The organism is Pedobacter sp. SG908 (genome assembly GCF_011759615.1).
Classification (GTDB): domain Bacteria; phylum Bacteroidota; class Bacteroidia; order Sphingobacteriales; family Sphingobacteriaceae; genus Pedobacter; species Pedobacter riviphilus.
This window is the reverse complement of the sequence record NZ_JAAOYY010000002.1, coordinates 723,149-743,995: the sequence shown is the minus strand read 5'-3', so window position 1 is coordinate 743,995 and position 20,847 is coordinate 723,149. Positions and strand designations below refer to the sequence as shown.

General features: G+C 38.1%; 20 protein-coding genes and 1 riboswitch. Of the genes, 11 read left to right on the top strand and 9 right to left on the bottom strand.

What is annotated here, in order from left to right:
* Nucleotides 1–19: 19 nt before the first annotated feature.
* The 3 genes from FHT21_RS18170 to panC all read right to left on the bottom strand — a co-directional run bounded on the left by FHT21_RS18170 (nucleotide 20) and on the right by panC (nucleotide 2,358).
* Nucleotides 20–997 (bottom strand): lysylphosphatidylglycerol synthase transmembrane domain-containing protein, encoded by a 978-nt coding sequence (locus FHT21_RS18170; protein ID WP_167296159.1) that lies wholly within the window; start codon nucleotides 995–997, stop codon nucleotides 20–22.
* Between the two features lie 4 nt (nucleotides 998–1,001).
* Nucleotides 1,002–1,352 carry an aspartate 1-decarboxylase gene (panD, locus tag FHT21_RS18165; protein ID WP_055909206.1) on the bottom strand — a complete coding sequence of 117 codons (351 nt, stop codon included), beginning with the start codon at nucleotides 1,350–1,352 and terminating at the stop codon, nucleotides 1,002–1,004.
* Nucleotides 1,353–1,512: 160 nt separating this feature from the next.
* On the bottom strand, nucleotides 1,513–2,358 hold the full coding sequence (gene panC, locus FHT21_RS18160) for a pantoate--beta-alanine ligase (RefSeq protein WP_167296158.1): 846 nt from the start codon (nucleotides 2,356–2,358) through the stop codon (nucleotides 1,513–1,515).
* Between the two features lie 149 nt (nucleotides 2,359–2,507).
* Between panC and FHT21_RS18155 the strand changes: the two genes are divergently transcribed.
* The gene (locus FHT21_RS18155) at nucleotides 2,508–3,332 is read left to right on the top strand and encodes a glycogen/starch synthase (RefSeq protein WP_223833471.1); all 825 of its coding nucleotides are present in this window, start codon (nucleotides 2,508–2,510) and stop codon (nucleotides 3,330–3,332) included.
* Nucleotides 3,333–3,354: 22 nt separating this feature from the next.
* Nucleotides 3,355–4,785 (top strand): DUF4270 domain-containing protein, encoded by a 1,431-nt coding sequence (locus tag FHT21_RS18150; protein ID WP_167296156.1) that lies wholly within the window; start codon nucleotides 3,355–3,357, stop codon nucleotides 4,783–4,785.
* A 131-nt stretch (nucleotides 4,786–4,916) separates the two neighbouring features.
* Here FHT21_RS18150 and FHT21_RS18145 read toward each other — a convergent pair whose 3' ends face one another.
* Nucleotides 4,917–5,354, bottom strand: a complete 438-nt coding sequence (locus tag FHT21_RS18145) for a single-stranded DNA-binding protein (protein WP_167296155.1) — start codon at nucleotides 5,352–5,354, stop codon at nucleotides 4,917–4,919.
* 56 nt (nucleotides 5,355–5,410) lie between these two features.
* A complete protein-coding gene (gene mutY / locus FHT21_RS18140; protein WP_167296154.1) occupies nucleotides 5,411–6,472 on the bottom strand; it encodes an A/G-specific adenine glycosylase in 1,062 nt (353 codons plus the stop codon).
* Nucleotides 6,473–6,642: 170 nt separating this feature from the next.
* On the opposite strand from mutY, the gene FHT21_RS18135 reads away from it, so the two are divergent.
* From FHT21_RS18135 to FHT21_RS18115, 6 genes are all read left to right on the top strand, one after another.
* Nucleotides 6,643–6,945 (top strand): HU family DNA-binding protein, encoded by a 303-nt coding sequence (locus tag FHT21_RS18135; protein WP_025143406.1) that lies wholly within the window; start codon nucleotides 6,643–6,645, stop codon nucleotides 6,943–6,945.
* Between the two features lie 9 nt (nucleotides 6,946–6,954).
* A complete protein-coding gene (locus FHT21_RS18130; protein WP_167296153.1) occupies nucleotides 6,955–7,833 on the top strand; it encodes a tetratricopeptide repeat protein in 879 nt (292 codons plus the stop codon).
* A 36-nt stretch (nucleotides 7,834–7,869) separates the two neighbouring features.
* Nucleotides 7,870–7,959, top strand: coding sequence for a hypothetical protein (locus tag FHT21_RS24985; RefSeq protein WP_008506795.1), 90 nt, complete (start codon nucleotides 7,870–7,872; stop codon nucleotides 7,957–7,959).
* A gap of 154 nt (nucleotides 7,960–8,113) precedes the next feature.
* Nucleotides 8,114–9,664, top strand: a complete 1,551-nt coding sequence (locus tag FHT21_RS18125) for an Rne/Rng family ribonuclease (RefSeq protein WP_167296152.1) — start codon at nucleotides 8,114–8,116, stop codon at nucleotides 9,662–9,664.
* 397 nt (nucleotides 9,665–10,061) lie between these two features.
* Nucleotides 10,062–11,438: a DNA repair protein RadA gene (gene radA, locus FHT21_RS18120; RefSeq protein WP_167296151.1), complete on the top strand. Its 1,377-nt coding sequence runs from the start codon at nucleotides 10,062–10,064 to the stop codon at nucleotides 11,436–11,438.
* 323 nt (nucleotides 11,439–11,761) lie between these two features.
* Nucleotides 11,762–12,226 carry a DUF4920 domain-containing protein gene (locus FHT21_RS18115; RefSeq protein ID WP_167296150.1) on the top strand — a complete coding sequence of 155 codons (465 nt, stop codon included), beginning with the start codon at nucleotides 11,762–11,764 and terminating at the stop codon, nucleotides 12,224–12,226.
* A gap of 169 nt (nucleotides 12,227–12,395) precedes the next feature.
* On the opposite strand, the gene FHT21_RS18110 is transcribed toward FHT21_RS18115, so the two are convergent.
* A complete protein-coding gene (locus FHT21_RS18110) occupies nucleotides 12,396–13,460 on the bottom strand; it encodes a branched-chain amino acid aminotransferase (RefSeq protein WP_167296149.1) in 1,065 nt (354 codons plus the stop codon).
* 145 nt (nucleotides 13,461–13,605) lie between these two features.
* On the bottom strand, nucleotides 13,606–14,571 hold the full coding sequence (locus FHT21_RS18105) for a tryptophan 2,3-dioxygenase family protein (RefSeq protein WP_167296148.1): 966 nt from the start codon (nucleotides 14,569–14,571) through the stop codon (nucleotides 13,606–13,608).
* Between the two features lie 64 nt (nucleotides 14,572–14,635).
* Nucleotides 14,636–14,698: riboswitch (Fluoride riboswitch) on the top strand.
* Between the two features lie 19 nt (nucleotides 14,699–14,717).
* Between FHT21_RS18105 and FHT21_RS18100 the strand changes: the two genes are divergently transcribed.
* A complete protein-coding gene (locus tag FHT21_RS18100) occupies nucleotides 14,718–16,007 on the top strand; it encodes a voltage-gated chloride channel family protein (protein ID WP_167296147.1) in 1,290 nt (429 codons plus the stop codon).
* Between the two features lie 62 nt (nucleotides 16,008–16,069).
* Here the strand turns inward: FHT21_RS18100 and FHT21_RS18095 are convergent, their stop codons facing one another.
* Nucleotides 16,070–17,371 carry an HAD-IB family phosphatase gene (locus FHT21_RS18095; protein WP_167296146.1) on the bottom strand — a complete coding sequence of 434 codons (1,302 nt, stop codon included), beginning with the start codon at nucleotides 17,369–17,371 and terminating at the stop codon, nucleotides 16,070–16,072.
* Nucleotides 17,371–18,333: an NAD-dependent epimerase/dehydratase family protein gene (locus tag FHT21_RS18090; protein ID WP_167296145.1), complete on the bottom strand. Its 963-nt coding sequence runs from the start codon at nucleotides 18,331–18,333 to the stop codon at nucleotides 17,371–17,373. Before FHT21_RS18090 ends, FHT21_RS18095 begins: the two co-directional genes overlap by 1 nt.
* Before the next feature lie 71 nt (nucleotides 18,334–18,404).
* Here FHT21_RS18090 and FHT21_RS18085 point away from each other — a divergent pair, with 71 nt between their 5' ends.
* Both FHT21_RS18085 and FHT21_RS18080 read left to right on the top strand, forming a co-directional pair.
* Nucleotides 18,405–19,586 (top strand): formimidoylglutamase, encoded by a 1,182-nt coding sequence (locus FHT21_RS18085; protein WP_167296144.1) that lies wholly within the window; start codon nucleotides 18,405–18,407, stop codon nucleotides 19,584–19,586.
* Between the two features lie 94 nt (nucleotides 19,587–19,680).
* Nucleotides 19,681–20,835 (top strand): TlpA disulfide reductase family protein, encoded by a 1,155-nt coding sequence (locus tag FHT21_RS18080; RefSeq protein WP_167296143.1) that lies wholly within the window; start codon nucleotides 19,681–19,683, stop codon nucleotides 20,833–20,835.
* The last annotated feature ends 12 nt before the right edge of the window (nucleotides 20,836–20,847 follow it).

Below are 20,847 nucleotides of genomic sequence, written 5' to 3'. Positions count from 1 at the left end.
AAAAACATGGAGAATAAACTTATAGCGTTCTATTGAATAAGATCTTACACAGGCTCAGGCTGCCTAAAATTAGAATGAGCAGTACCTGCGAAGAGTGAATAATGGTTGAGTAAGCCAAGCCATCTTTAAAAGAAATGGAATAAAGCACCAATGACTGCGCAACCATCCAGTGGAAAACACCAATACCGCCCTGCACAGGGGCTGCCATAGCAAAGCCAGAGAAAACAATTGCGGTAAATGCAGCATTAAAATGTAATCCCGAAGTAGCTTGAATAGATGAAAAGGCGAAATACATGGAAAGTGAGTAGAAAAGCCATATCCCTAGTGTATACGTTAAAAATAATCCTTTTCGTTTTAACTTACTGTACGAGCCAAATCCCTGGCGCAGACTTACAAAAATGCGTAAGAATTTTTTACTAAATTTTTGACGGAGAAAATATATTGCAACAGCAACGAGCAGCAGAATAACGATACCCAAACCAACCAACCACAAATAGTTAATCGCACTTAATTTTTTAACAAGATTGAGATATATGGTTTGATAAAGAAAATCGGCTACAATATCATATTGAAAAACCAGCATCGCCAAACTGGTAAGAAAAAGCATCAGCACATCAAATAGCCGTTCGGTAATTACGGTACCTATAGAAGCAAACATGGGTACCTTTTCGGCTTTTTGGATAACCGAACAGCGGCCAATCTCTCCGAAGCGCGGTAAAGCGAGGTTAGCCAGATAGCCGATCATTACGGCATGGTAGGCATTCCAGAAACTCACCTTGTAATGAATGGATTTATACAGCATTTGCCATCGCAAAGCACGTAACACATGAGCAATCCATACTGCAAATGCAGAAGTAATTACCCAAAAGTAGTTGGCAGTTTTAATTTCCTGCCAGATCTTTCCTAAATCCTGACCTCTAAAAGCTAAATATAAAACCCCTATCCCGATTAAAAACAGGATGATATATTTTAACGCTGTTTTGAGGTCGAATATCACAAGGTTATTTTAGCAAGTGGTTGTTATCGTCAGGGAAAACCAATATTGGATTGTATTTTTTGGCTTCTTCTATCGGCAATGAGCCGTAAGACATAATGATAAGAATGTCGCCTAGTTGTGCCAAACGGGCTGTTGCACCATTTAAACAGATGGTTCCGGTACCGCGTTCGCCTTTAATTACATAAGTTTCGAAACGTGCACCATTATTATTATTTACAATCTGCACCTTTTCATTAGCGATAATGTTAGCTGCATCCATCAAATCTTCATCTATCGTAATACTGCCTACGTAGTTCAATTCGGCTTGTGTTACCTTAACACGGTGTATTTTCGATTTTAATATTGTGATAACCATTCGGCAAAGTTAGTAATCAGTTTGGAGTTTTCAGTCATCAGTTTGGAGTTTCTAGAAAGCTGAAAGACCAAAGCTTAAAGCTAAAAGAAAGAACCACACAAAGAACACCAAGAAAGATTTTTTCAGCTGGCTTTGGATTCTTGATACTGATGTCTTGATTCTATTTAATTATCATATTATCGATCAGCCTTGTCGAACCTACTTTTGCGGCAACCAGTGCAATCAGGTTATTTTCATGTTTTGATTTGGCTGGTTCTAGCGTATCGCCATTTGCTATTGTAAAATAATCGAGTTCCACGCCATCTATATTATGGTAGAATGATTTGGCCTTATCTTCTAATTCTGACAGTGAATATTCGTTAAAATGATCGATAACGAACTGCAGTGATTTACTCAGCACGAGCGAATGCTTTCGATCATCGGCCGATAAATGGATATTTCGGCTGCTCATGGCTAAACCATCGGCTTCGCGGATAATCGGACAGGTAATAATGGTAATAGGCAGCTTAAAATAAGCCAGCATATTCTTGATCATTAATACCTGCTGGAAATCTTTTTGTCCGAACATGGCCACATCGGGTTCTACGGCATCAAACAGTTTTTTTACAATCTGCGTTACGCCCTGATAATGGCCTTTCCTAAATTCGCCTTCCAATAGAAATTCGGCATTACCCAAATCAATGTGCCAGGCCTCATCGGCCCCGGCAGGATACATCTCATCTACATTAGGCATAAACACCCCGTTACAACCAACATCTGCTAACATAGCTAAGTCATGTTCTATAGGGCGCGGGTATTTCTCTAAATCTTTAGGGTCTGTAAATTGCGTTGGATTTACAAAAATGCTACAGATAATGATATCGGCATTCTGTTGAGCCAGTTTTATCAACGATATGTGGCCATTATGCAAGGCACCCATGGTAGGCACAAGTGCTATTTTTTTACCTGATGCTTTTAAGGGTTTTAAAAAAGCCTTAAGCGCTGCTTTGGTTTTAAATATTTCCAATTTGGACAAACTAAATTAAAGCCGTAAAGGTGTAAATTAATCTAAACGAAACCAAACAAATGCTTGCTATATTGATAAATAGTATTATTATGCTTACCTTTGCAGCTCATTATCTTTTATTTAACTTAATATTTTCTTAGAATATGGAGATGGCAAAAACGAAGCTGCTGATTGTTACACACGAGATGTCGCCTTTCCTCGAGCTTACTAAAATTTCTGAAATCACACGCCAATTACCACAAGCAATGCAAGAAAAAGGATTCGAAATCCGTATCTTGATGCCTAAATTTGGCAACATCAACGAAAGAAGAAATCGTTTACACGAAGTAATCCGCTTATCAGGAATGAACATCATTATCGATGACAACGATAATCCTTTAATCATTAAAGTAGCCTCCATCCCAGCTGCACGCATGCAAGTTTATTTCTTAGACAATGAAGAATATTTCCAGCGCAAACAAGTATTTAGAGATGCGAGCGGAAAATTCTTCGACGACAACGACGAGCGTACGATTTTCTTCTGTAAAGGTGCATTGGAAACTGTTAAAAAATTAGGCTGGGCGCCAGATATCGTTCACTGTCATGGATGGATGAGCGCATTAGTCCCTGCTTATATTAAAACGACTTATAAAAACGATCCTACTTTTAAAAATTCTAAAGTAGTATATTCTATTTATGAGGACGGCTTTACGGAGAAATTAAATGCTAATTTTTCTAAGAAAGCAGTAATGGCCAATATGACTGAAGATGATACGAAAGCATTCTTACCATCTGATTGCGACAGCATGCACATTGGCGCGATAACACACTCAGATGCAGTAGTTTTAGCAGATGAAAACCTAGATAAAGATGTGTTAAAATTTGTTAAAGATTCCAATAAGCCAACATTAGCTTTTAACTTAACCGAGAATTTCGAAAACTTCTATACTTTTTATGAAGAAATTTCGAATGACGAACTGGTTTCACTTGCTTAATTAAGGTATTATTATTTTAAATATGAAATTTACAAAACAAGACTTATTAACCCTGTTGATAGGTCTTTTTCTTTTTGCATCATGCAAAAATCCCGATGGTGTGGGTTTAGATGTTGATCCGTCTACAGCCATTACCGGAACCTTGGTCGTATCTCCGGTTAAGTCTCAACTTGTACAAGAAGATCCTGCCAATACCTATGGATTAAACCGTTATCCGCTGGGATATATGGTAGACCCTGTCTTTGGAAAAACCGAAGCCGCTTTAGCATTAACGGTTTACCCGGTGAGTACAAGTTACGATTTCGGCACTTCTCCTGTATTAGACTCTGCAGTTTTGGTATTAAAAATTGATACAACATCTACATTAACCAAATTTTACGGCGATACCACCAATTCTAAATACAGTATTGATGTTTATCAGTTAGCCAATAAGGTTACTACTTATAAAAGTTCTGATGTACAATCGATTAACAATACGCTTTTAGGTAACTTTACGGGTAAGCTGGCGCCAAATACCAAAAGGAAAGTATTAAATATTGTTCCAGGCAAAGCCGATACCTTAAAAACCGTGCCTGCGCAGATTAGAATCCCTTTAAACAAAGCATTTATACAAAACGCCATATTAAACTTAGGTACTGCAGGAACTGCAACAGACACTAAATTTATAGAATCATTTAAAGGTTTATACGCACAGATTAATAAAACCTCTTCTACTGGTGTTGGAGGGATTGCATTTATTAACTTTTCGGGAGCTGACTCTTACCTTCAACTGGTTTGGAAAAAAACCAACTCATCAAACGGTGTAGATACTACAAGTGTAAATTTCCCTATCGGAAGAATGGTTACGAATGGTGCACAAACGGCAAATGTAATTTCCGGTATAGCTGCTAATATTAAACACGATTATGCCGGAACACCCGTACAGGATCAGATTACAACCCCAAATCCTTCGGCTCCATATAGCGTAACTTATTTACAAGGTTTAGCTGGCGTAAAAACCAAGTTAACGTTCCCAGAATTGACAAATTTTAAGGGTACTTACGGGAAAGCAATTATCAATAAGGCAGAATTAGTAGTAGAGCTAGGTGAAAGTGCGCCAGCATACCCTTTTAATGCCGCACAGCGACTTTCTTTATATCGTTGGGATATTGCCCATCAAGCTGCCGATATACCTGATTATACCACATTTTCAAGCAGTGCTTCTGGTGGGGCAGCACTATTTGGCGGTTATTTCGATTCGTTAAAGAAACGTTATATCTTTATTGTAACCAGCTATGTTCAGAGCCTGATTGATAAAAATATTGAAGATTACGGCACATTTTTAGCTCCTACATCTTATACCGACTTTCAGAGAGTATCCAGTGCCACATCTGCTGAAAGATCGATTATAGGTGCTAGCGATGCAACTGCAAATAAGATAAAGCTAAATATTTACTACACTAAAATTAATTAACTATTTTAGTATTGATCAAAAAACTCCTGCCAACAAAACCGGCAGGAGTTTTTTTTGCATCTTCATTTTAGCGCATAAAAAAAGCTACCTCTCATCAGGTAGCTTTTTTTTATTCATTTAAGCCCTTAAAATTAAAACGGAAGATCTCCATTTTCATCTGATGGGCCAATTGTAAATTCATCATCAATTTTAGTCTCAGCGCTTTGATGCGTTGGTGTTGTTGGACTCTGCTCGAAATCACTTTTTCTACCCAACATGGTAAAGTTTTCTGCTACAATCTCTGTTACATATTTTTTAACCTTTTCTTTATCTTCAAAGGATCTCGTTCTCAGCTTGCCTTCTATATAAACCAACTTTCCTTTCTGCAGGTATTTGGAAGCTACTTCAGCCAATCCCCGCCATAACACAATATTGTGCCATTCTGTTTGTTCTACTCTCTTACCGTCTTTGTTGTATGTTTCCGATGTAGCTAATGGAAAGCTGGCTACTGTTACGCCACCGTCTAAATGTCGCACTTCAGGGTCTTTGCCTAAGTGGCCTACTAAAATAACTTTGTTAATCCCAGACATAAATATTTTTGGTTAGTTGTTTCGTTTTGTAAATGCGCACCGAATAAGATGGTTAGTTACTCCATTTTGTCTTTATAAAAATATTCCAGAACAAAATCATGGATTACTTTTGGTTGCGGTAACTCATCTAACTTAGTTAAAGAAACCCAATTAAGTTCCTTTTGCTTACTAAAGTTAAATATATAATTTTTTAATGCAAAAAATTGTATATGGATAATTTGGTGTGTTAATATATGTTTTTGGGTTTTTATAAATGCAAAATCGGCCTTATTCCCGAATACAGATTTTACCTGATCGACGAATGATGAATTGCTCCACTCGTATTTTTCGGTTGTTTCTAAACTGGGGAAATCATATAAGTGCTGCCATATATCTCCCGCTTGTCTCTCCCTGATTAATACTTTATCATCTTCAACACAAATAAAATAATTAAGGTACCGGTGTTTTTGCTCGGCTTTTCGAATTTTAACCGGAAGTACATTTACCAGGCCGTGGTTATAAGCATAACACTCCTGGTTAAGCGGGCAAATGCCGCAGTTGGGCGATTTTGGTTTACACTGCATGGCCCCAAACTCCATAATAGCCTGATTATATAAGGCAGAGTCTTCTTTATACAGCAAATCATTAGCTAATGTATAAAACTCTTTTTTTCCGACTGGAGTGTTTATTGGTGTAGCCGAACCATAAAACCTGGAGAGCACCCGAAATACGTTTCCATCTACCACAGCACGTGCTTCACCAGATGAAAAAGAAGAGATTGCAGCAGCTGTATACTCTCCAATTCCTTTCAATTTTAAGAGTTCATCATGTAGATTTGGGAAGATTCCATGGTAATCTTTCACTACAATCTGAGCAGTTGCATGCATATTCCTACCTCTCGAGTAATAACCCAAGCCCTGCCAAAGCTTTAAAACTTTGGCCTCGCTAGCATTGGCAAAATCTGCAACTGTAGGAAAATTTTCTAAAAACCTATTAAAGTACGGGAGCCCTTGTTCTACCCGTGTTTGCTGTAATATAACCTCTGATAACCAGATGGTATAAGCATCATTGGTATGCCTCCAGGGCAAATCTCTTTTGTTTATCAGGTACCAATTGATGAGTTCATTTTGAAATGTCATTGCTGCAAATTACGGTCTATTTATCCGATTAAAAAAAAACTTGCAATTGCCTGATAAGTCTAGTGATAAAAAAATCATCTTTTATTTCCCTATCTCATTAAAAAGCAATACTTTTGCAACCCCAAAACAGTAGTAATATTAAAACATAATAATATAATAAATAATAAAATATGACTAAGGCAGATATTATTTCAGAAATATCAACAAAAACCGGAATTGAGAAGGTTGATGTACAGGAAACAGTTGAGGCATTTTTCAAGGTTATCAAAACCAGCATGATTGGCGGTGAAAATGTATACGTTAGAGGCTTCGGAAGCTTTGTTGTTAAAAAGAGAGCGCAAAAAACTGCGAGAAATATCTCAAAAAACACTGCAATAATTATCCCAGAACACTTCGTACCTAGCTTTAAACCAGCAAAAGTATTTGTTGATAAAGTGAAAAGTAATTCAAAAAAAATTAACGTAGAAGCCTAAGTCTTATATATGAATAGCAACATCAGATCTAAACAAACCATTGTTATTGGAGCGATTGTATTACTTGTTGCATTCTTATTTACAAGAGACATTAAGGGTTTGGTTAAACCAACAGAAGAAAATGGAAAAATGCCTTCAAGTGGCCCAATGGCCGGAGCAGGTTCTCCATCAACAACCTCGGTACTAAACCTCGAAACTTCATCTACTGCTGCAAAAAATGTAATCAATAAAAATTTGGCTACAGATATTACAGCTTTAGAAAACAGCTACAAAGGCGCAAACGGTGCAGAAAAGATTGAACTTGCTAAACAACTGGCTCAGAAATGGGACGATGTTGAACAAATTACTCCGTCTGCACTGTATTTAGAAATTGTGGCCGAAGGCGAACCATCATCAAAATCGTGGTTAGCTGCCGGTAATCAATTTATAAAAGCTTTTGAAAGCACACAAGATAGCATCGCGCAGCCTGTTTTATTGCAGAAAGCCAATCTATCTTATAAAAATGCGTTAGAGAAAGACTCTACAAACATTGAAGCTAAAACAGGCTTAGGTGTAACTATTGTAAACGGCTTAGGCGCACCAATGCAGGGTATTGCAATGTTGTTAGAAGTTGTTGCCAAAGAACCTAAAAATGTAAAGGCGAATATGAATTTAGGATTGTTCTCGATAAAATCAGGTCAGTTTGATAAAGCAATTCCCCGTTTTAACACCGTAATTGCCGTTGCTCCAACCCCTGAAGCCTATTTTTATTTAGGAACAGCTTTAGAAAATTTAGGCAGAAATAAAGAAGCAGTAAATGCTTACCTATCAAGCAAAAAATTAGCGGCTAACTCAACCTTATCTTCATTCATTGATAAGAAGGTGGCTGAACTAAAGAATAAAAATTAATTAACAGATTAATAAAAACATTTAAAACTTAAAACTATGCCAAGCGGTAAAAAAAGAAAGAGACATAAAATGGCTACCCACAAACGTAAAAAACGTTTAAGAAAAAACAGACATAAGAAAAAATAGTTTCTTATTTTGATAAAGCCAGTTAAACCTCATAGTAAACACTATGAGGTTTAAACAATTTATATGATTTTTTTATTGTATGCGTTTTTGGCTATATCACTGTTTTTATTTACTATCCATTTGTTAATAGGCGAAAGCCTTAAATCTGTAGCTGTTGGTAAAAGAATTAATTATCAATTCGACTCCTGCCGGAGTTACCATAGCGTTGATTGAAGACAAACAACTTGTTGAGCTTCACAAAGAACAAATCAATACTAACTACGCCGTAGGCGATATTTATTTAGGCCGCATTAAAAAAATTATGCCTGGCCTGAATGCTGCTTTCGTGGATGTTGGTTATGAAAAAGATGCTTTTTTGCATTACTTTGATTTGGGCCCTCAGGTGCAATCTTTAATTAAGCTAACGAAGATCAAGCGTAATGGCTCGGTTACAGGCACATTATTAGATAATTTAAAGCTAGAAGCCGATATTAATAAGGCAGGCAAAATTTCTGATGTGCTGAGTAAAAACATGCTCCTACCTGTACAAATTGCTAAAGAACCAATTTCTACAAAAGGTCCGCGTTTAAGTTCCGACATTTCGATTGCCGGCAGGTATGTGGTACTGGTGCCATTCTCCAATACCATATCTGTATCAAAAAAAATTAAAAGTAATACCGAACGTAATCGTTTAAAAAAGATTATTGAAAGTATTAAACCTCAAAATTTTGGGGTTATTATCAGAACCGTTTCTGAAGGCCGAGGGGTTGCCGAAATGCAAAAAGATCTTTTAGATTTAATTGCTAAGTGGGAAAACTTCATTAAAAAAGTGCCATCTACCGAGCCTTCAAAAAGAGTTTGGGGAGAAATGGACAGATCATCAACGTTAATCCGTGATATTCTGAACCCTGATTTTACAAACGTTTACGTAAGTACACCAGAGCTGTACGATGATATCCGTTCTTATGTTCACGATATTTCTCCTGAAATGGAAAAAATCGTTAAACTGTACAAACAGAAAGAACCTATCTTCGATCATTTTGGTGTAGAAAAGCAGATTAAAAATGCTTTCGGAAAAACAGTAAACTTACCAGGTGGTGCTTACCTTGTTGTAGAGCACACTGAAGCACTCCACGTGATAGACGTGAACAGTGGAAACCGTACTGCCAGTAAAGAAAATCAAGAAGAGAATGCTTTACAGGTAAACAAAGAGGCGGCTAAAGAAATTGCCCGTCAACTGCGCTTGCGCGATATGGGCGGTATTGTGGTAATCGATTTTATCGATATGCACAAACCAACAAACCGTAAAATACTATTCGATTATTTGCGTGAGCTGATGTTATTGGATAGAGCCAAACACACTATTTTGCCTCCAAGCAAATTTGGTTTGGTACAAATTACCAGACAACGTGTTCGTCCGGAAATGAATATTGTTACGGTAGAAAAATGCCCGGCCTGCGATGGGACCGGAGAAATTAAAGCGAGTATCGTTTTAATGGATGATATTGAGAACAACCTTAATTATATCTTAAGAGAGCAGAATGAAAAAGGCGTAACACTTTGCGTACACCCATACATCGAAGCTTACATTACAAAAGGCATTTTCAACCTTCAACGCCGCTGGTTCTTTAAATATGGCCAATGGATTAAAGTTAAGGCACAATCATCATATTATTTAACCGAGTTTCACTTCATCTCCGCAAAAGATGAAGAGATTAAATTATAACTCAAAACACATTTAGCAGAAAGCCTGGATTTTTTAAATCCGGGCTTTTCTTGTTTAAGCATATTTCAAACCTACAATATTAATTAAGCGACTCGCTAAGTTGCGCTCAGATGACTTAGGCGGTCAATATTTTTGGAAAACAACTGTCCAGTGCGTTTTGGTCACTTAGTCCTGCTATACCTCCAAGTCCTCACTCATTCTTCGCTCCGGGCTTTCCGTTCTATCAGGTTTATCAACAATGGCGCTGCATTTCATCGTGATGTTTCAAACCCCGCAGGTTTTGAAAACCTGCGGGGTTTGAAGTAAAATGCAATTCGGGCAAAGGATTAATTGTTCAAAAAAATAAAAACACTTTCAATCCTGAAAGGTTAAATTCGTAATCTAAAATTTTAATCAATTGGCAAAATCAAAAAGTGCATTTTTCTGTCAGAGCTGCGGCTACGAATCGGCAAAATGGTTGGGTAAATGTCCATCATGTAACCAATGGAATACCTTTGTTGAAGAAATCGTAGAGAAAAGCCCTGCATCGGTACCTACCTGGAAAACCGACAATACCAGCCGAAAGCTTAGCAAACCGAGTAAGATAGACGAGATTCAATCGTCAACAGAGCGTCGCATATTAACTGGCGACAAAGAGCTCGATCGCGTATTGGGCGGTGGACTGGTAGAAGGTTCACTTGTTTTAATTGGTGGCGAACCGGGCATCGGCAAATCGACCTTAATGCTGCAACTGGCTTTAAACTTAAAAGGCAAAAAGCTGCTCTATATCTCTGGTGAAGAAAGCGAACAACAGATTAAAATGCGGGCCGAACGGATTAAAGAAAGTCCATCATCTGATTGCTATATCCTAACCGAGACTTCGACCCAAAATATTTTTAAGCAGGTCGAGATCCTTGAGCCTGAAATCCTGGTGGTTGATTCGATTCAAACATTGCACTCCGCACATATCGATTCAACGCCTGGCAGCGTATCGCAGGTAAGGGAATGTACCGCCGAACTATTGCGTTTTGCAAAAGAAACCGGTGTGCCGGTTTTTTTAATTGGCCATATCACTAAAGATGGTGCCATTGCAGGGCCTAAAATACTTGAGCACATGGTTGATACGGTTTTGCAATTTGAAGGCGACAGGCACCATGTTTATCGCATTTTAAGATCTATCAAAAATCGATTTGGTGCAGCAGCAGAATTGGGTATCTACGAAATGCAAGGCAGTGGCTTAAGAGAAGTTTCCAATCCTTCTGAAATTTTGTTATCACAACGAGACGAAGAGTTGAGTGGAATTGCTATAGCTGCCACTTTAGAAGGCGCCAGGCCGATGTTAATCGAAACACAAGCCTTGGTAAGCTCAGCTGCATATGGCACCCCTCAGCGCTCTGCAACAGGCTTTGATACCAAGAGAATGAATATGCTCTTAGCTGTTTTAGAAAAACGTTGCGGCTTTCGGTTAAGTACGCAAGATGTTTTCTTAAACATCGCTGGTGGAATTAGAGTTGAAGATCCTGCGATTGACCTGGCTGTATTAATTGCCATTATATCATCGCATCAGGATATCCCGGTGTCTTCAAAAAATTGTTTTGCTGCAGAGGTAGGTCTATCAGGGGAAATAAGAGCAGTAAACAGAATCGAACAACGCATTGCTGAAGCAGATAAATTGGGTTTCGAAACCATTTACATCTCTAAATACAATTTAAAAGGCATTGCAACAGAAAAATACAACCTTGAGATTAAAGCAGTGAGTAAAATAGAAGAAGTATTCGGTCTTGTTTTTGGATAAAAAAGAAGTGGGGAAATAACTCAACAACATTCCTCACAAAGAAGATAATATTCTACGTTTCTACAACATCTTTGATTATTAATAAAACCAGCATAAAAAAAATAACTTACTGAATACAAGAATATTAATCATAACCAAAGCAAAGATTAAGGTTTTGGTTTTTGGTTTGCCTATAAAATTAATATGTAAATCATAGAATTTGATTTATACAATTATAGGGATGATTTTCCTCGTTAACGGATGTTAGCGAGGATTTTTTGTTTTCACTACTTAGAAAAATTTTAAATAACTTTGAGTAGATCATAACCGGATATTATAAAATCATGAAAAAAATCATTCTAAGTTTAGGCTTCTGCCTATTTACGGCATTTTCATTTGCCCAAACCACATATACAGGTCAAAAATTTGGAGAAGAAGTTAAACCAGGCGATGTAAAACCAGCTGCAAAAATGGAAGCTGCTATGGGTGATAAAAAAACTGTCGATATGAAAATCGAAGGTAAGGTAGTAGATGTATGTAAGAAAAAAGGCTGTTGGATGACATTAGAAATGCCTAATGGCGATCCAATGCGGGTAACTTTTAAAGATTACGCTTTCTTTATGCCAATGGATATTGTTGGCAAAAAAGTGGTTTTGGATGGCTTAGCGAAGAAACAGACCATCTCAGTAGAAACTTTACGCCATTATGCCGAAGACGCTAAAAAATCTCCTGAAGAAGTAGCTAAAATTACCGATCCTAAAAAGGAACTGGCATTCGAAGCCAAAGGCGTGGTGATTTTGGATAAATAAGATATCCTCTTGCCACTATCGTTACCCTGAACCGAGCCTTAGCGAGCTCACCGAAAGTAATTTATTTCAGGGTCTTAAGATGCTGAAATAAATTCAGCATGACGATATTATAAATTATAAACCCCGATGCAGAATATACATCGGGGTTTCTTTTTTATAAGGTTTCGTATTATAAAACCCAGTTCCAACCAAATTCATCAGGTGCTAAGCCGTAACGGATATCGTTCAGTTTTTTAGCAATACCATTAGAAATATGTCTTGTTGATGGATCAGTTAATTTATAGATCTGACCGTTATAGCCCATTTCGCCTATATGCGTTACTGTAGCTGCAGTTCCTGCGGCAAAAGCTTCGGTTAAGCTTCCGTTTTCGATTCCTTCAATTACTTCTTTAACAGAAACCCTGCGTTCTTCTACTTCTATTCCAGCATCTTTAGCCAATTTAATAATGGTATCACGCGTTACACCATCTAAAACAGTACTGCGAACTGATGGCGTAACCAGTTTACCATTAATGACAAAAAGCAAGTTGGCTGTTCCAGCTTCTTCAATAAACTCATGTGTTACCGAATCTGTCCAGATCAATTGATCGTAGCCTTCTTTTTTAGCCTGCTCGAAAGGATACAATGAACGCGCATAATTTCCAGCAGTTTTGGCAAAGCCCACACCACCTTCGTCTGCACGGGTAAATTCAGTTTCGATTTTAACTTTTAATGCATTGCTGTAATATGGACCCGTTGGTGTGGTTAACAAAGCAAATTTATAGGTATCAGATGCCTTAACACCTAAATAGGGATCCATTGCAAACATTACCGGACGGATATATAAAGCATAATCTTCCTGATTAGGTACCCATTTCTCATCAACGTTAATCAATGCGGCCAAACCTTGCATAAAAATTTCTTCGGGAATGCCTGGCATCGACATTCTCGCTGCTGATTTGTTAAAACGTTCGAAGTTTTTATCAGCACGGAAGACACTAATTTTTCCGTTTGGCTGACGATAAGCCTTTAATCCTTCGAAAATTGCCTGTCCGTAATGAAGTGCGGAAATTGCAGGGCTCATCGGAATCGGCCCATAAGGAAGAATCTGTAAATTTTTCCACTCGCCATCTTCATAGTCGGCAGTAAACATGTGATCGGTAAAAACCTTACCGAACGGTAATTGTGAAAAATCAGTAACAGTCAAACGTGTTTGATCTGTTTTGGTGATTTTTATATCTAATGTCTCGGTCATTGTATTTGAATTTTGAATGGATGAATGATCGAATGATTGAGTGTTCTCCCCACTCATTCTCTAATTCAATAACTCACTCATTCTGTCATTAATTATTTTGCGCAAATTAAGAAAAAACAGGCTTTTTTAATAGCTTTTTGCAATATTAATCTTTGTTTTTGAGTGTTTTAAGTACACTAAGCACCCAGCCTTTACCCCACTCTTCCATTTGCACATCGGTCCATAGAAACGGATAAAAGATTCTCTTCTGAAAACGCGGAGGCAGATACTTTTGCCAGTTAGTTCCACCAGTTGCAGCAATATCAACGGGATCTTTCTCTAAATAACGTACAGCCGATTTGTAGTGCGACAATGGCCATTCTACATTTACATACAGATCCAGCTTACGTAATTCTTCAGCAAGGGCAGAAACATCGGCTCCACTGGCCTGTAATTGATGATATAAAGCCGAGAAGTTAGTTAAAGTACGGTCTTTGGCCAGTTGCAAAAATTGAACTGAATACTTTTTAATAAATTGCTTTAGGGTTAAAGTTTGCTTGCCCGAAGCCAGTTCTGTTGCACCGAATTTCCAATAAATATTTTCGAATTGTTCTTCTATTGTTGCGGTACTTAGTTCTTCTCGTTTTGTTTTGTCTACTAATCGGATGAAATCTGTAGCACAGATCTCGATCATCCGGTACTGGCCTGACTGGAATCCACTGGCAGGTAATAACGACATCCGGAATTTCAGGAACTGTTCTTTCTCCATACCATCAACCATCACCTCAAAAGAGGTAGTTAAGGCATTAAAATAAGCATTGATCCGTTTTACCCGTGCAGTAAAAAATTCGACAGTCAAATTTTCATGCTCCGCAATCTGCCTGCATTCGTGCAGTGCAAGTTTAAAATAAAGTTCGGTAATCTGGTGGTACATGATGAAAATCTCTTCATCAGGTATCGGTGTTTTAGGATTCTGCAAACTCAGCAAAGTATCCAAATGAATGTAATCCCAATAGGTTAAGAAATCGGCATATAAAAGTCCATCGAGGTACGATGCCATATCTTGCCCCATTGCTGTGTACTTTTCCTGTAGTTGGTGGAGTTTGTCTTTTATTTCGGGTGTAAAATCCATGGTTTAAAGTTAGCTGCACAAAGGTGATAAAGATTTTGCAACAAATAACTAAATTTTATACATTTGGAACAATGGCGATGGAGTACCGCCAAAACCGCCAAAACAGGCTGATGACTCCTACGATTTTTATTTAAAATTGAATTCAAATGCCTGTTAAAAAACTAACAGAAGGATTTCTTCTGTCTATCAAACATTTTATTAAACTCGACTTCGGATTACTCTTAATGAGCACTTTAAAGTGGCTATTAATCTCTGCGATATTGGGTGGGATTATTGGCTCTGCCTCTGCCCTCTTTTTAGAAACTTTAAACTGGGCAACCAACTACCGTGAGCAGCACATTTGGATGATCGCCTTTTTACCAATTGCGGGTATAATTATTGGTCTGGCCTACCATTATTGGGGCGCAGCAGTTGTAAAGGGTAATAACCTCTTAATTGAGGAATTACAATCGCCCAAGAATGTGATTCCCCTGATTATGGCGCCACTTATTTTTGCGGGTACCATTATAACCCATTTATTTGGCGGATCGGCTGGAAGAGAGGGTACAGCTGTGCAAATTGGAGGGGCCTTTGCAGACCAGTTTACGAAACTGTTTAAACTTAAAGTCAGAGATCGAAAAGTGATCCTCATCTGCGGCATCAGCGCTGGCTTTGCCTCTGTTTTCGGAACACCTTTGGCAGGCGCCGTATTCGGATTGGAAGTTTTCGTTATTGGAAGTTTAACTTATGGTTCCATTCTTCCTTCATTTATTACAGCAATTATTGCCGATTATGCCTGCAAGGCTTGGGGTGTTGGACATACCCATTATTCAATTTCCCTGGTACCGGAAATAAATTCAATCAATCTATTGTTATCTTTAAGTGCAGGAGTATTATTTGGACTCACGGCAAGATCTTTCTCTACCTTAAACCATGGCTTATCAAGCCTTTTCAGTAAAATTAAATACCCACCATTAAGGCCATTTATTGGTGGACTAGTTTTAATTGGCATTATTTACCTAATTGGAAATACACAATATATCGGTTTGGGCATCCCTGTCATTTCAGAATCTTTTGTAAAACAAGAAGCGTATTACACATTTGCAATCAAATTGTTTTTAACTGCATTTACCCTGAGTGCAGGGTTTAAGGGCGGCGAAGTTACTCCACTTTTCTTTATTGGGGCCACACTCGGTAGTTTTTTGAGTTTCTTTATCCCCTTACCTCTTGGCCTGCTAGCAGGAATGGGTTTTGTGGCTGTTTTTGCAGGGGCAGCGAACACCCCTTTGGCTTGTATTTTTATGGGCGTAGAGCTATTTGGTGTATCATCGGGAATTTATATCGCCTTAGCTTGTGTTACTGCTTACTTATTTTCAGGCCATACGGGGATTTATCGCTCACAAACCGTAGGGGCACCTAAACATTTGTTGCTAAAGAGGCATCAGTTTTTGAGGTAGCTAACTTTGACAACTTTCTTTGCAATGCAAAGAAGGTTGTCAAAGCCTTCAGTCGACCATTATTAATACAACACCCTAAACTTTATGGTTTGCTCGATCTTTTTCAATGATTTAAACAATTGTTTATCATACTGCGTATTGATGTCTGTAATGGCATAACCAATCTCAGAATTGGTCATTAAAAACTGGCTCACAATGTTGATGTCGTGTTTTGCAAAAACAGTATTGATTTTGGCCATAATACCCGGAACGTTTTTGTGAATATGAATTAAGCGGTGCGATTTATCAATTTTTGGCAATTGTAAGTTAGGAAAATTGCTACTTAAATAAGTTGCCCCGGTATTCATAAAATCGGCAACCCGTTTCGGGATAAAATCGATATTACGTGGATTATTTTTAGGGTCATCGAAAACAACAATACCTTGTTTGGTACATAAATCGAGGTCTATTTTATTTTTCGCATTACCTAAATAACCGATAGTTTTTAGTTTGGCAGCGTTTTTTAATTGTTCTGCATTTATTTTTTCACCATTAGCTAAAAGAATAATACCCACATCCTTTACGTATTTATCTTCAAAAGAAGTTTTATGTCTAATTGATAAACCATCATTTTTAAGGATAGAAATTGTTAAGGGATCCACTTCACCAATTACCAGGCAAAGGATTCTGTTTTTAGGATAAGAAATTGCGCGTGGCAGATCGTTTACATACAAAAACTCGTCGAAGCTTGGTGTTACATGGTCTGCTTTCGAAACAATACTTTCACGGGCTATATTCTCCGTAAATGCAAAAAACTTATTGATGATACCACTTTCGCGCAACTGGAAATCAGAATAACCATCACCTATACCAAATAACTCGCCTTCGAGTTTTAAATGCTGCAGTAATTTTACTTTACCACCTTCCTCACTTAAAGGATTGGCATGATCGTAATCTATAATTTTGCCATCGCCAGTAGTTACAAAGGTATTGGCATAAATATTTTCTTTTTTAATGTGGTATTGGCTCACCACAGGGGTAATAAATTCTTTAAACCCGCCAGAAACAATCAGCACCTCATCGGCATGTTTCTTAAAAAACTCGGCATTACGCGAAAAAGAAGTAGATACCTTCTTTTTTAAATGTTTAATAAGCTGCTTTAAATGATCTTCATTTGCTTCAAGAAGCTTAACACGTTGTGCTAAACTTTCGGAGAAGGAAAGTTTTCCTTCCATGGCAAAATTGGTATAATCTTCAATTTTTTGGAAAATCGCCTCTTTATCTGGGTGGTTCTTTAGCGAAATTCGGGCAAGTTCATCAAGTGCTTCTACCTGTGTAAAGGTACTATCAAAATCGATGATGTAATAGGCTTTTTGTTTGGGCATTATCTTAAATGTTGGGTAATTTCTTTTATGCTTTCGGCAACCGGCTTAAAGGTAATGCCTGTTTCCGCTTTTACTTTATTATTATCGTAATAACTTAAGGTTAAACTGCTCTTTGCAGCATCTCTGGTGATGGAAGGTTGCTTACCAGTAAATATGGATGCGAATTTTAGCGCCCTCCAGGCTATTCCAAGCATCCATGGTTTTGCTTCTTTTTCTGGTGCCTTAACACCAAAACCCTGCGCAATTTCACCGAACAGCTCTTTGTAATGATAATCATCAGCAGAAATGATATACCGCTCTCCCGAAACTTCGGTATCCATTAACAGAATCATCACTTTGGCTACGTCCTCAACATCAACAAAACCCGAAGCTCCATCTGTATAAAATGGAAAGCCACCTTTTACCAGTTTAAAAATTGCTCCGCTCCCTTCAAAGCCTGCATTTTTACCGATAATTACCGATGGATTGACAATAATAGCGTCTAAACCTTCAGTAATGCCCCGCCAAACCTCCATTTCGCCCTCGTATTTCGATAAACCATAGGCATGGGCTTTGGCATCGTATTCCCAAAAGTCTTTTTCAGTAATTTTATTGCCTTTTTTAGCATTTCCTAATGCAGCAACTGAACTTACATGCAATAAACGGCAATTATTTTCGGCACAAAGGTTTACAATATTCGAAGTGCCTTCTATGTTTACATGAAAAAGCTGCTTTTTATCTTTCGGATTAAAGGATACAAATGCAGCGCAATGGTAAACTTTGGTAATCCCTGTAAAGGCATCTTCTAAAGTAGAAGGTTCATTAATGTCGGCCTCAAACCATTCAATCAACGGAATATTTTCGATCAATGCAGGGATTTTAGATTGCTCCCGTCTCAAGGCCCGAACAGCTAAACCCTTGTCGGTTAACTGCTTAATTAATTCAGATCCTAAAAATCCAGTTCCTCCGGTTACCAGTATCATTTTATTTTTTTCGGGCTATATGTGGAAATACGCATTCAAAAATAGATATTTGAGCCGAGAGTTTTAAATATATGTCATTAACGGATTTCTTTTCCCCTATAAACCCCGATAGTTTTACACCTAAGCAAGGATTTTTTACAAGCCAGCTGGGGTTAAAAGCACAGATTTACACCGAATCGTTTCCCGATTTTGAGGAACACACTTACGATCTGGCAATTTTTGGGGTACTTGATGGAAGAGGTGCCGTTAACAATGAAGGCACTGCCCTGGCACCCGATTATTTTAGAGAGAAATTTTACAAACTCAATGAAGGTGCTTTTAATAGCAGGATTGTCGATTTAGGCAATATTAAACACGGCGCAACCATTGCCGACACTTACATTGCCATCAAAATGGTGGTTTCTGAGTTAATCAAAAAAGACATTATTCCGATCATTATTGGCGGTGGACAGGACCTAACCTATGGCCAATACCTTGGTTATGAAGATTTAGAACAAAAAGTAGACCTGGTGGTTATTGATAATCAATTTGATATTGGCGATGATGACCATGAGGGAATTGCTACCCGATCGGATTGTTACCTAAACAAGATTTTCTTACATCAACCCAATTACCTTTTCAATTTTAGCAATGTGGGCTATCAAACTTATTTTGTAAATCAAGAAAGTTTGAGTGTAATGGACAAATTGTATTTTGATGTACATCGTTTGGGCGAGTTTGCCCAGGATATTACCTTAACAGAGCCCATTATTCGCAATGCAAACATGATTAGCTTTGATATTGGTGCTATCCGATCTGCCGATGCTGCTGCAAATGCGAATACCACCCCAAATGGTTTTGATGGCGAAGAGGCCTGTCGCATAGCCCGTTATGCAGGCATGAATGATAAGTTAAGTTCAATTGGTTTTTACGAGTTTAATCCTGCCTATGATAACAACGGACAAACAGCCTTTTTACTTGCTCAAATGGTATGGTATTTTGTGGATGGATATTACGCCCGTAAAAAGGATTTTCCGCTGACTCCGAAATCGCAGTTTATGATCTACAGAACCAGTTTAAAAGATGGTTCGGGAGAAATGATGTTCGTAAAAAGCAAAAAATCAGACCGTTGGTGGATGCAGGTTCCTTATCCATCAGGACAATCTAAAAACGAACGTTACCATCTGGTACCTTGCCGATACGATGATTACCAGACTGCTGTTAATGGCGAAATGCCCGATTTGTGGTGGAGAACCTATCAAAAGTTAAACTAAAAACTACTCTCCTAAAAGTCTATCATAATTTTACACAGCTATTTACGTTTTAGCGATACAGATTTCTATATTTGGACGGAATTAAACTAACCTCATGAAAAAAATATTATTATCTGCAATGGCACTATTGCCTCTTGCAGCTTTGGCACAAAAGCCATTTACAGTTAGTGGCGACATAAAGGGACTGAAAACCGGAGATAAGGTTTATCTGATCTATCAAGGTGACGGCAAAAATGTCACCGATTCTGCAATCGTAACAAATGGTGCCTTTGCATTTAAAGGATCATTGTTGAGCCCTGCACAAGGAAGTCTTTTCTTAAACAAAAACCCTTACGTAAACCGTCCGGCACAAGGCGAGAAATTAGATGCTTTATCGCTATATGTAGAACCAGGAAACATAAAGCTGACTGCGGCAGATTCTTTAAAGAAAGCAACAATTACCGGTTCGCCAGTTAATGACGATGCAAAGAAATTAAAAGCATTAACTAAACCTGTAGCAGATAAGCTTGCCGCAATTAATGCAGAATATGCGGCTTATACGCCGCAGCAAAAACAAGACAAGGCCGTTATGGAGGCTTTAGGTGCTCGTTATGACAAAGAAGCTGCAGCGATGCCCCCATTATTGTTACAATTTGCTAGCAGCAATCCAAAATCATTTATAAGCTTAACTTCAATTAGCCAGCTGACTTCAGATCCTGATCAGGCTGCTGCTGCAGAGAAGGCTTTTATTGCATTGTCACCAGAATTGAAGGCAACTCCGAACGGTAAAAGAATTGCTCAAATATTTGATGCTGGCAGAAAAACCGCTGTAGGTGCCATGGCTATGGATTTTACTCAAGTTGATACCGCCGGAAAACCTGTTAAATTATCTGATTTTAAAGGTAAATACGTACTGGTAGATTTTTGGGCCTCATGGTGCGGCCCTTGCCGTAAAGAAAACCCAAATGTAGTTGTTGCCTATAATAAATTTAAAGATAAAGGCTTTACTGTATTGGGGGTTTCGTTGGATGGAGGAAATACCAGAACAACCAAAGCGGCGTGGCAAAAAGCCATCGAGGCCGACAAGTTAACCTGGACACATGTATCTGATTTGAACGGCTGGAACAATGAAGTGGCTCAAATGTATGGCATCCAATCAATCCCGGCTAATTTCTTAATTGATCCAACAGGCAAAATTATTGCTAAAGGCTTAAGGGAACAGGCTTTACAAGATAAACTTCAAGAATTATTAGGAAGTAAATCGAAATAAAAAAACATTAAA

Coding starts and splice junctions, on each gene's coding strand:
- FHT21_RS18090 (WP_167296145.1), bottom strand. CDS start 18,333: ATGATACTGGTAACCGGAGGAACTGGATTTTTAGGATCTGAATTAATT.
- FHT21_RS18145 (WP_167296155.1), bottom strand. CDS start 5,354: ATGTCTGGGATTAACAAAGTTATTTTAGTAGGCCACTTAGGCAAAGAC.
- FHT21_RS24985 (WP_008506795.1), top strand. CDS start 7,870: ATGCCAAGCGGTAAAAAAAGAAAGAGACATAAAATGGCTACCCACAAA.
- FHT21_RS18155 (WP_223833471.1), top strand. CDS start 2,508: ATGGCAAAAACGAAGCTGCTGATTGTTACACACGAGATGTCGCCTTTC.
- FHT21_RS18080 (WP_167296143.1), top strand. CDS start 19,681: ATGAAAAAAATATTATTATCTGCAATGGCACTATTGCCTCTTGCAGCT.
- mutY (WP_167296154.1), bottom strand. CDS start 6,472: ATGACATTTCAAAATGAACTCATCAATTGGTACCTGATAAACAAAAGA.
- panD (WP_055909206.1), bottom strand. CDS start 1,352: ATGGTTATCACAATATTAAAATCGAAAATACACCGTGTTAAGGTAACA.
- FHT21_RS18110 (WP_167296149.1), bottom strand. CDS start 13,460: ATGACCGAGACATTAGATATAAAAATCACCAAAACAGATCAAACACGT.
- FHT21_RS18115 (WP_167296150.1), top strand. CDS start 11,762: ATGAAAAAAATCATTCTAAGTTTAGGCTTCTGCCTATTTACGGCATTT.
- FHT21_RS18105 (WP_167296148.1), bottom strand. CDS start 14,571: ATGGATTTTACACCCGAAATAAAAGACAAACTCCACCAACTACAGGAA.
- FHT21_RS18150 (WP_167296156.1), top strand. CDS start 3,355: ATGAAATTTACAAAACAAGACTTATTAACCCTGTTGATAGGTCTTTTT.
- FHT21_RS18095 (WP_167296146.1), bottom strand. CDS start 17,371: ATGCCCAAACAAAAAGCCTATTACATCATCGATTTTGATAGTACCTTT.
- FHT21_RS18130 (WP_167296153.1), top strand. CDS start 6,955: ATGAATAGCAACATCAGATCTAAACAAACCATTGTTATTGGAGCGATT.
- FHT21_RS18085 (WP_167296144.1), top strand. CDS start 18,405: ATGTCATTAACGGATTTCTTTTCCCCTATAAACCCCGATAGTTTTACA.
- FHT21_RS18135 (WP_025143406.1), top strand. CDS start 6,643: ATGACTAAGGCAGATATTATTTCAGAAATATCAACAAAAACCGGAATT.
- FHT21_RS18100 (WP_167296147.1), top strand. CDS start 14,718: ATGCCTGTTAAAAAACTAACAGAAGGATTTCTTCTGTCTATCAAACAT.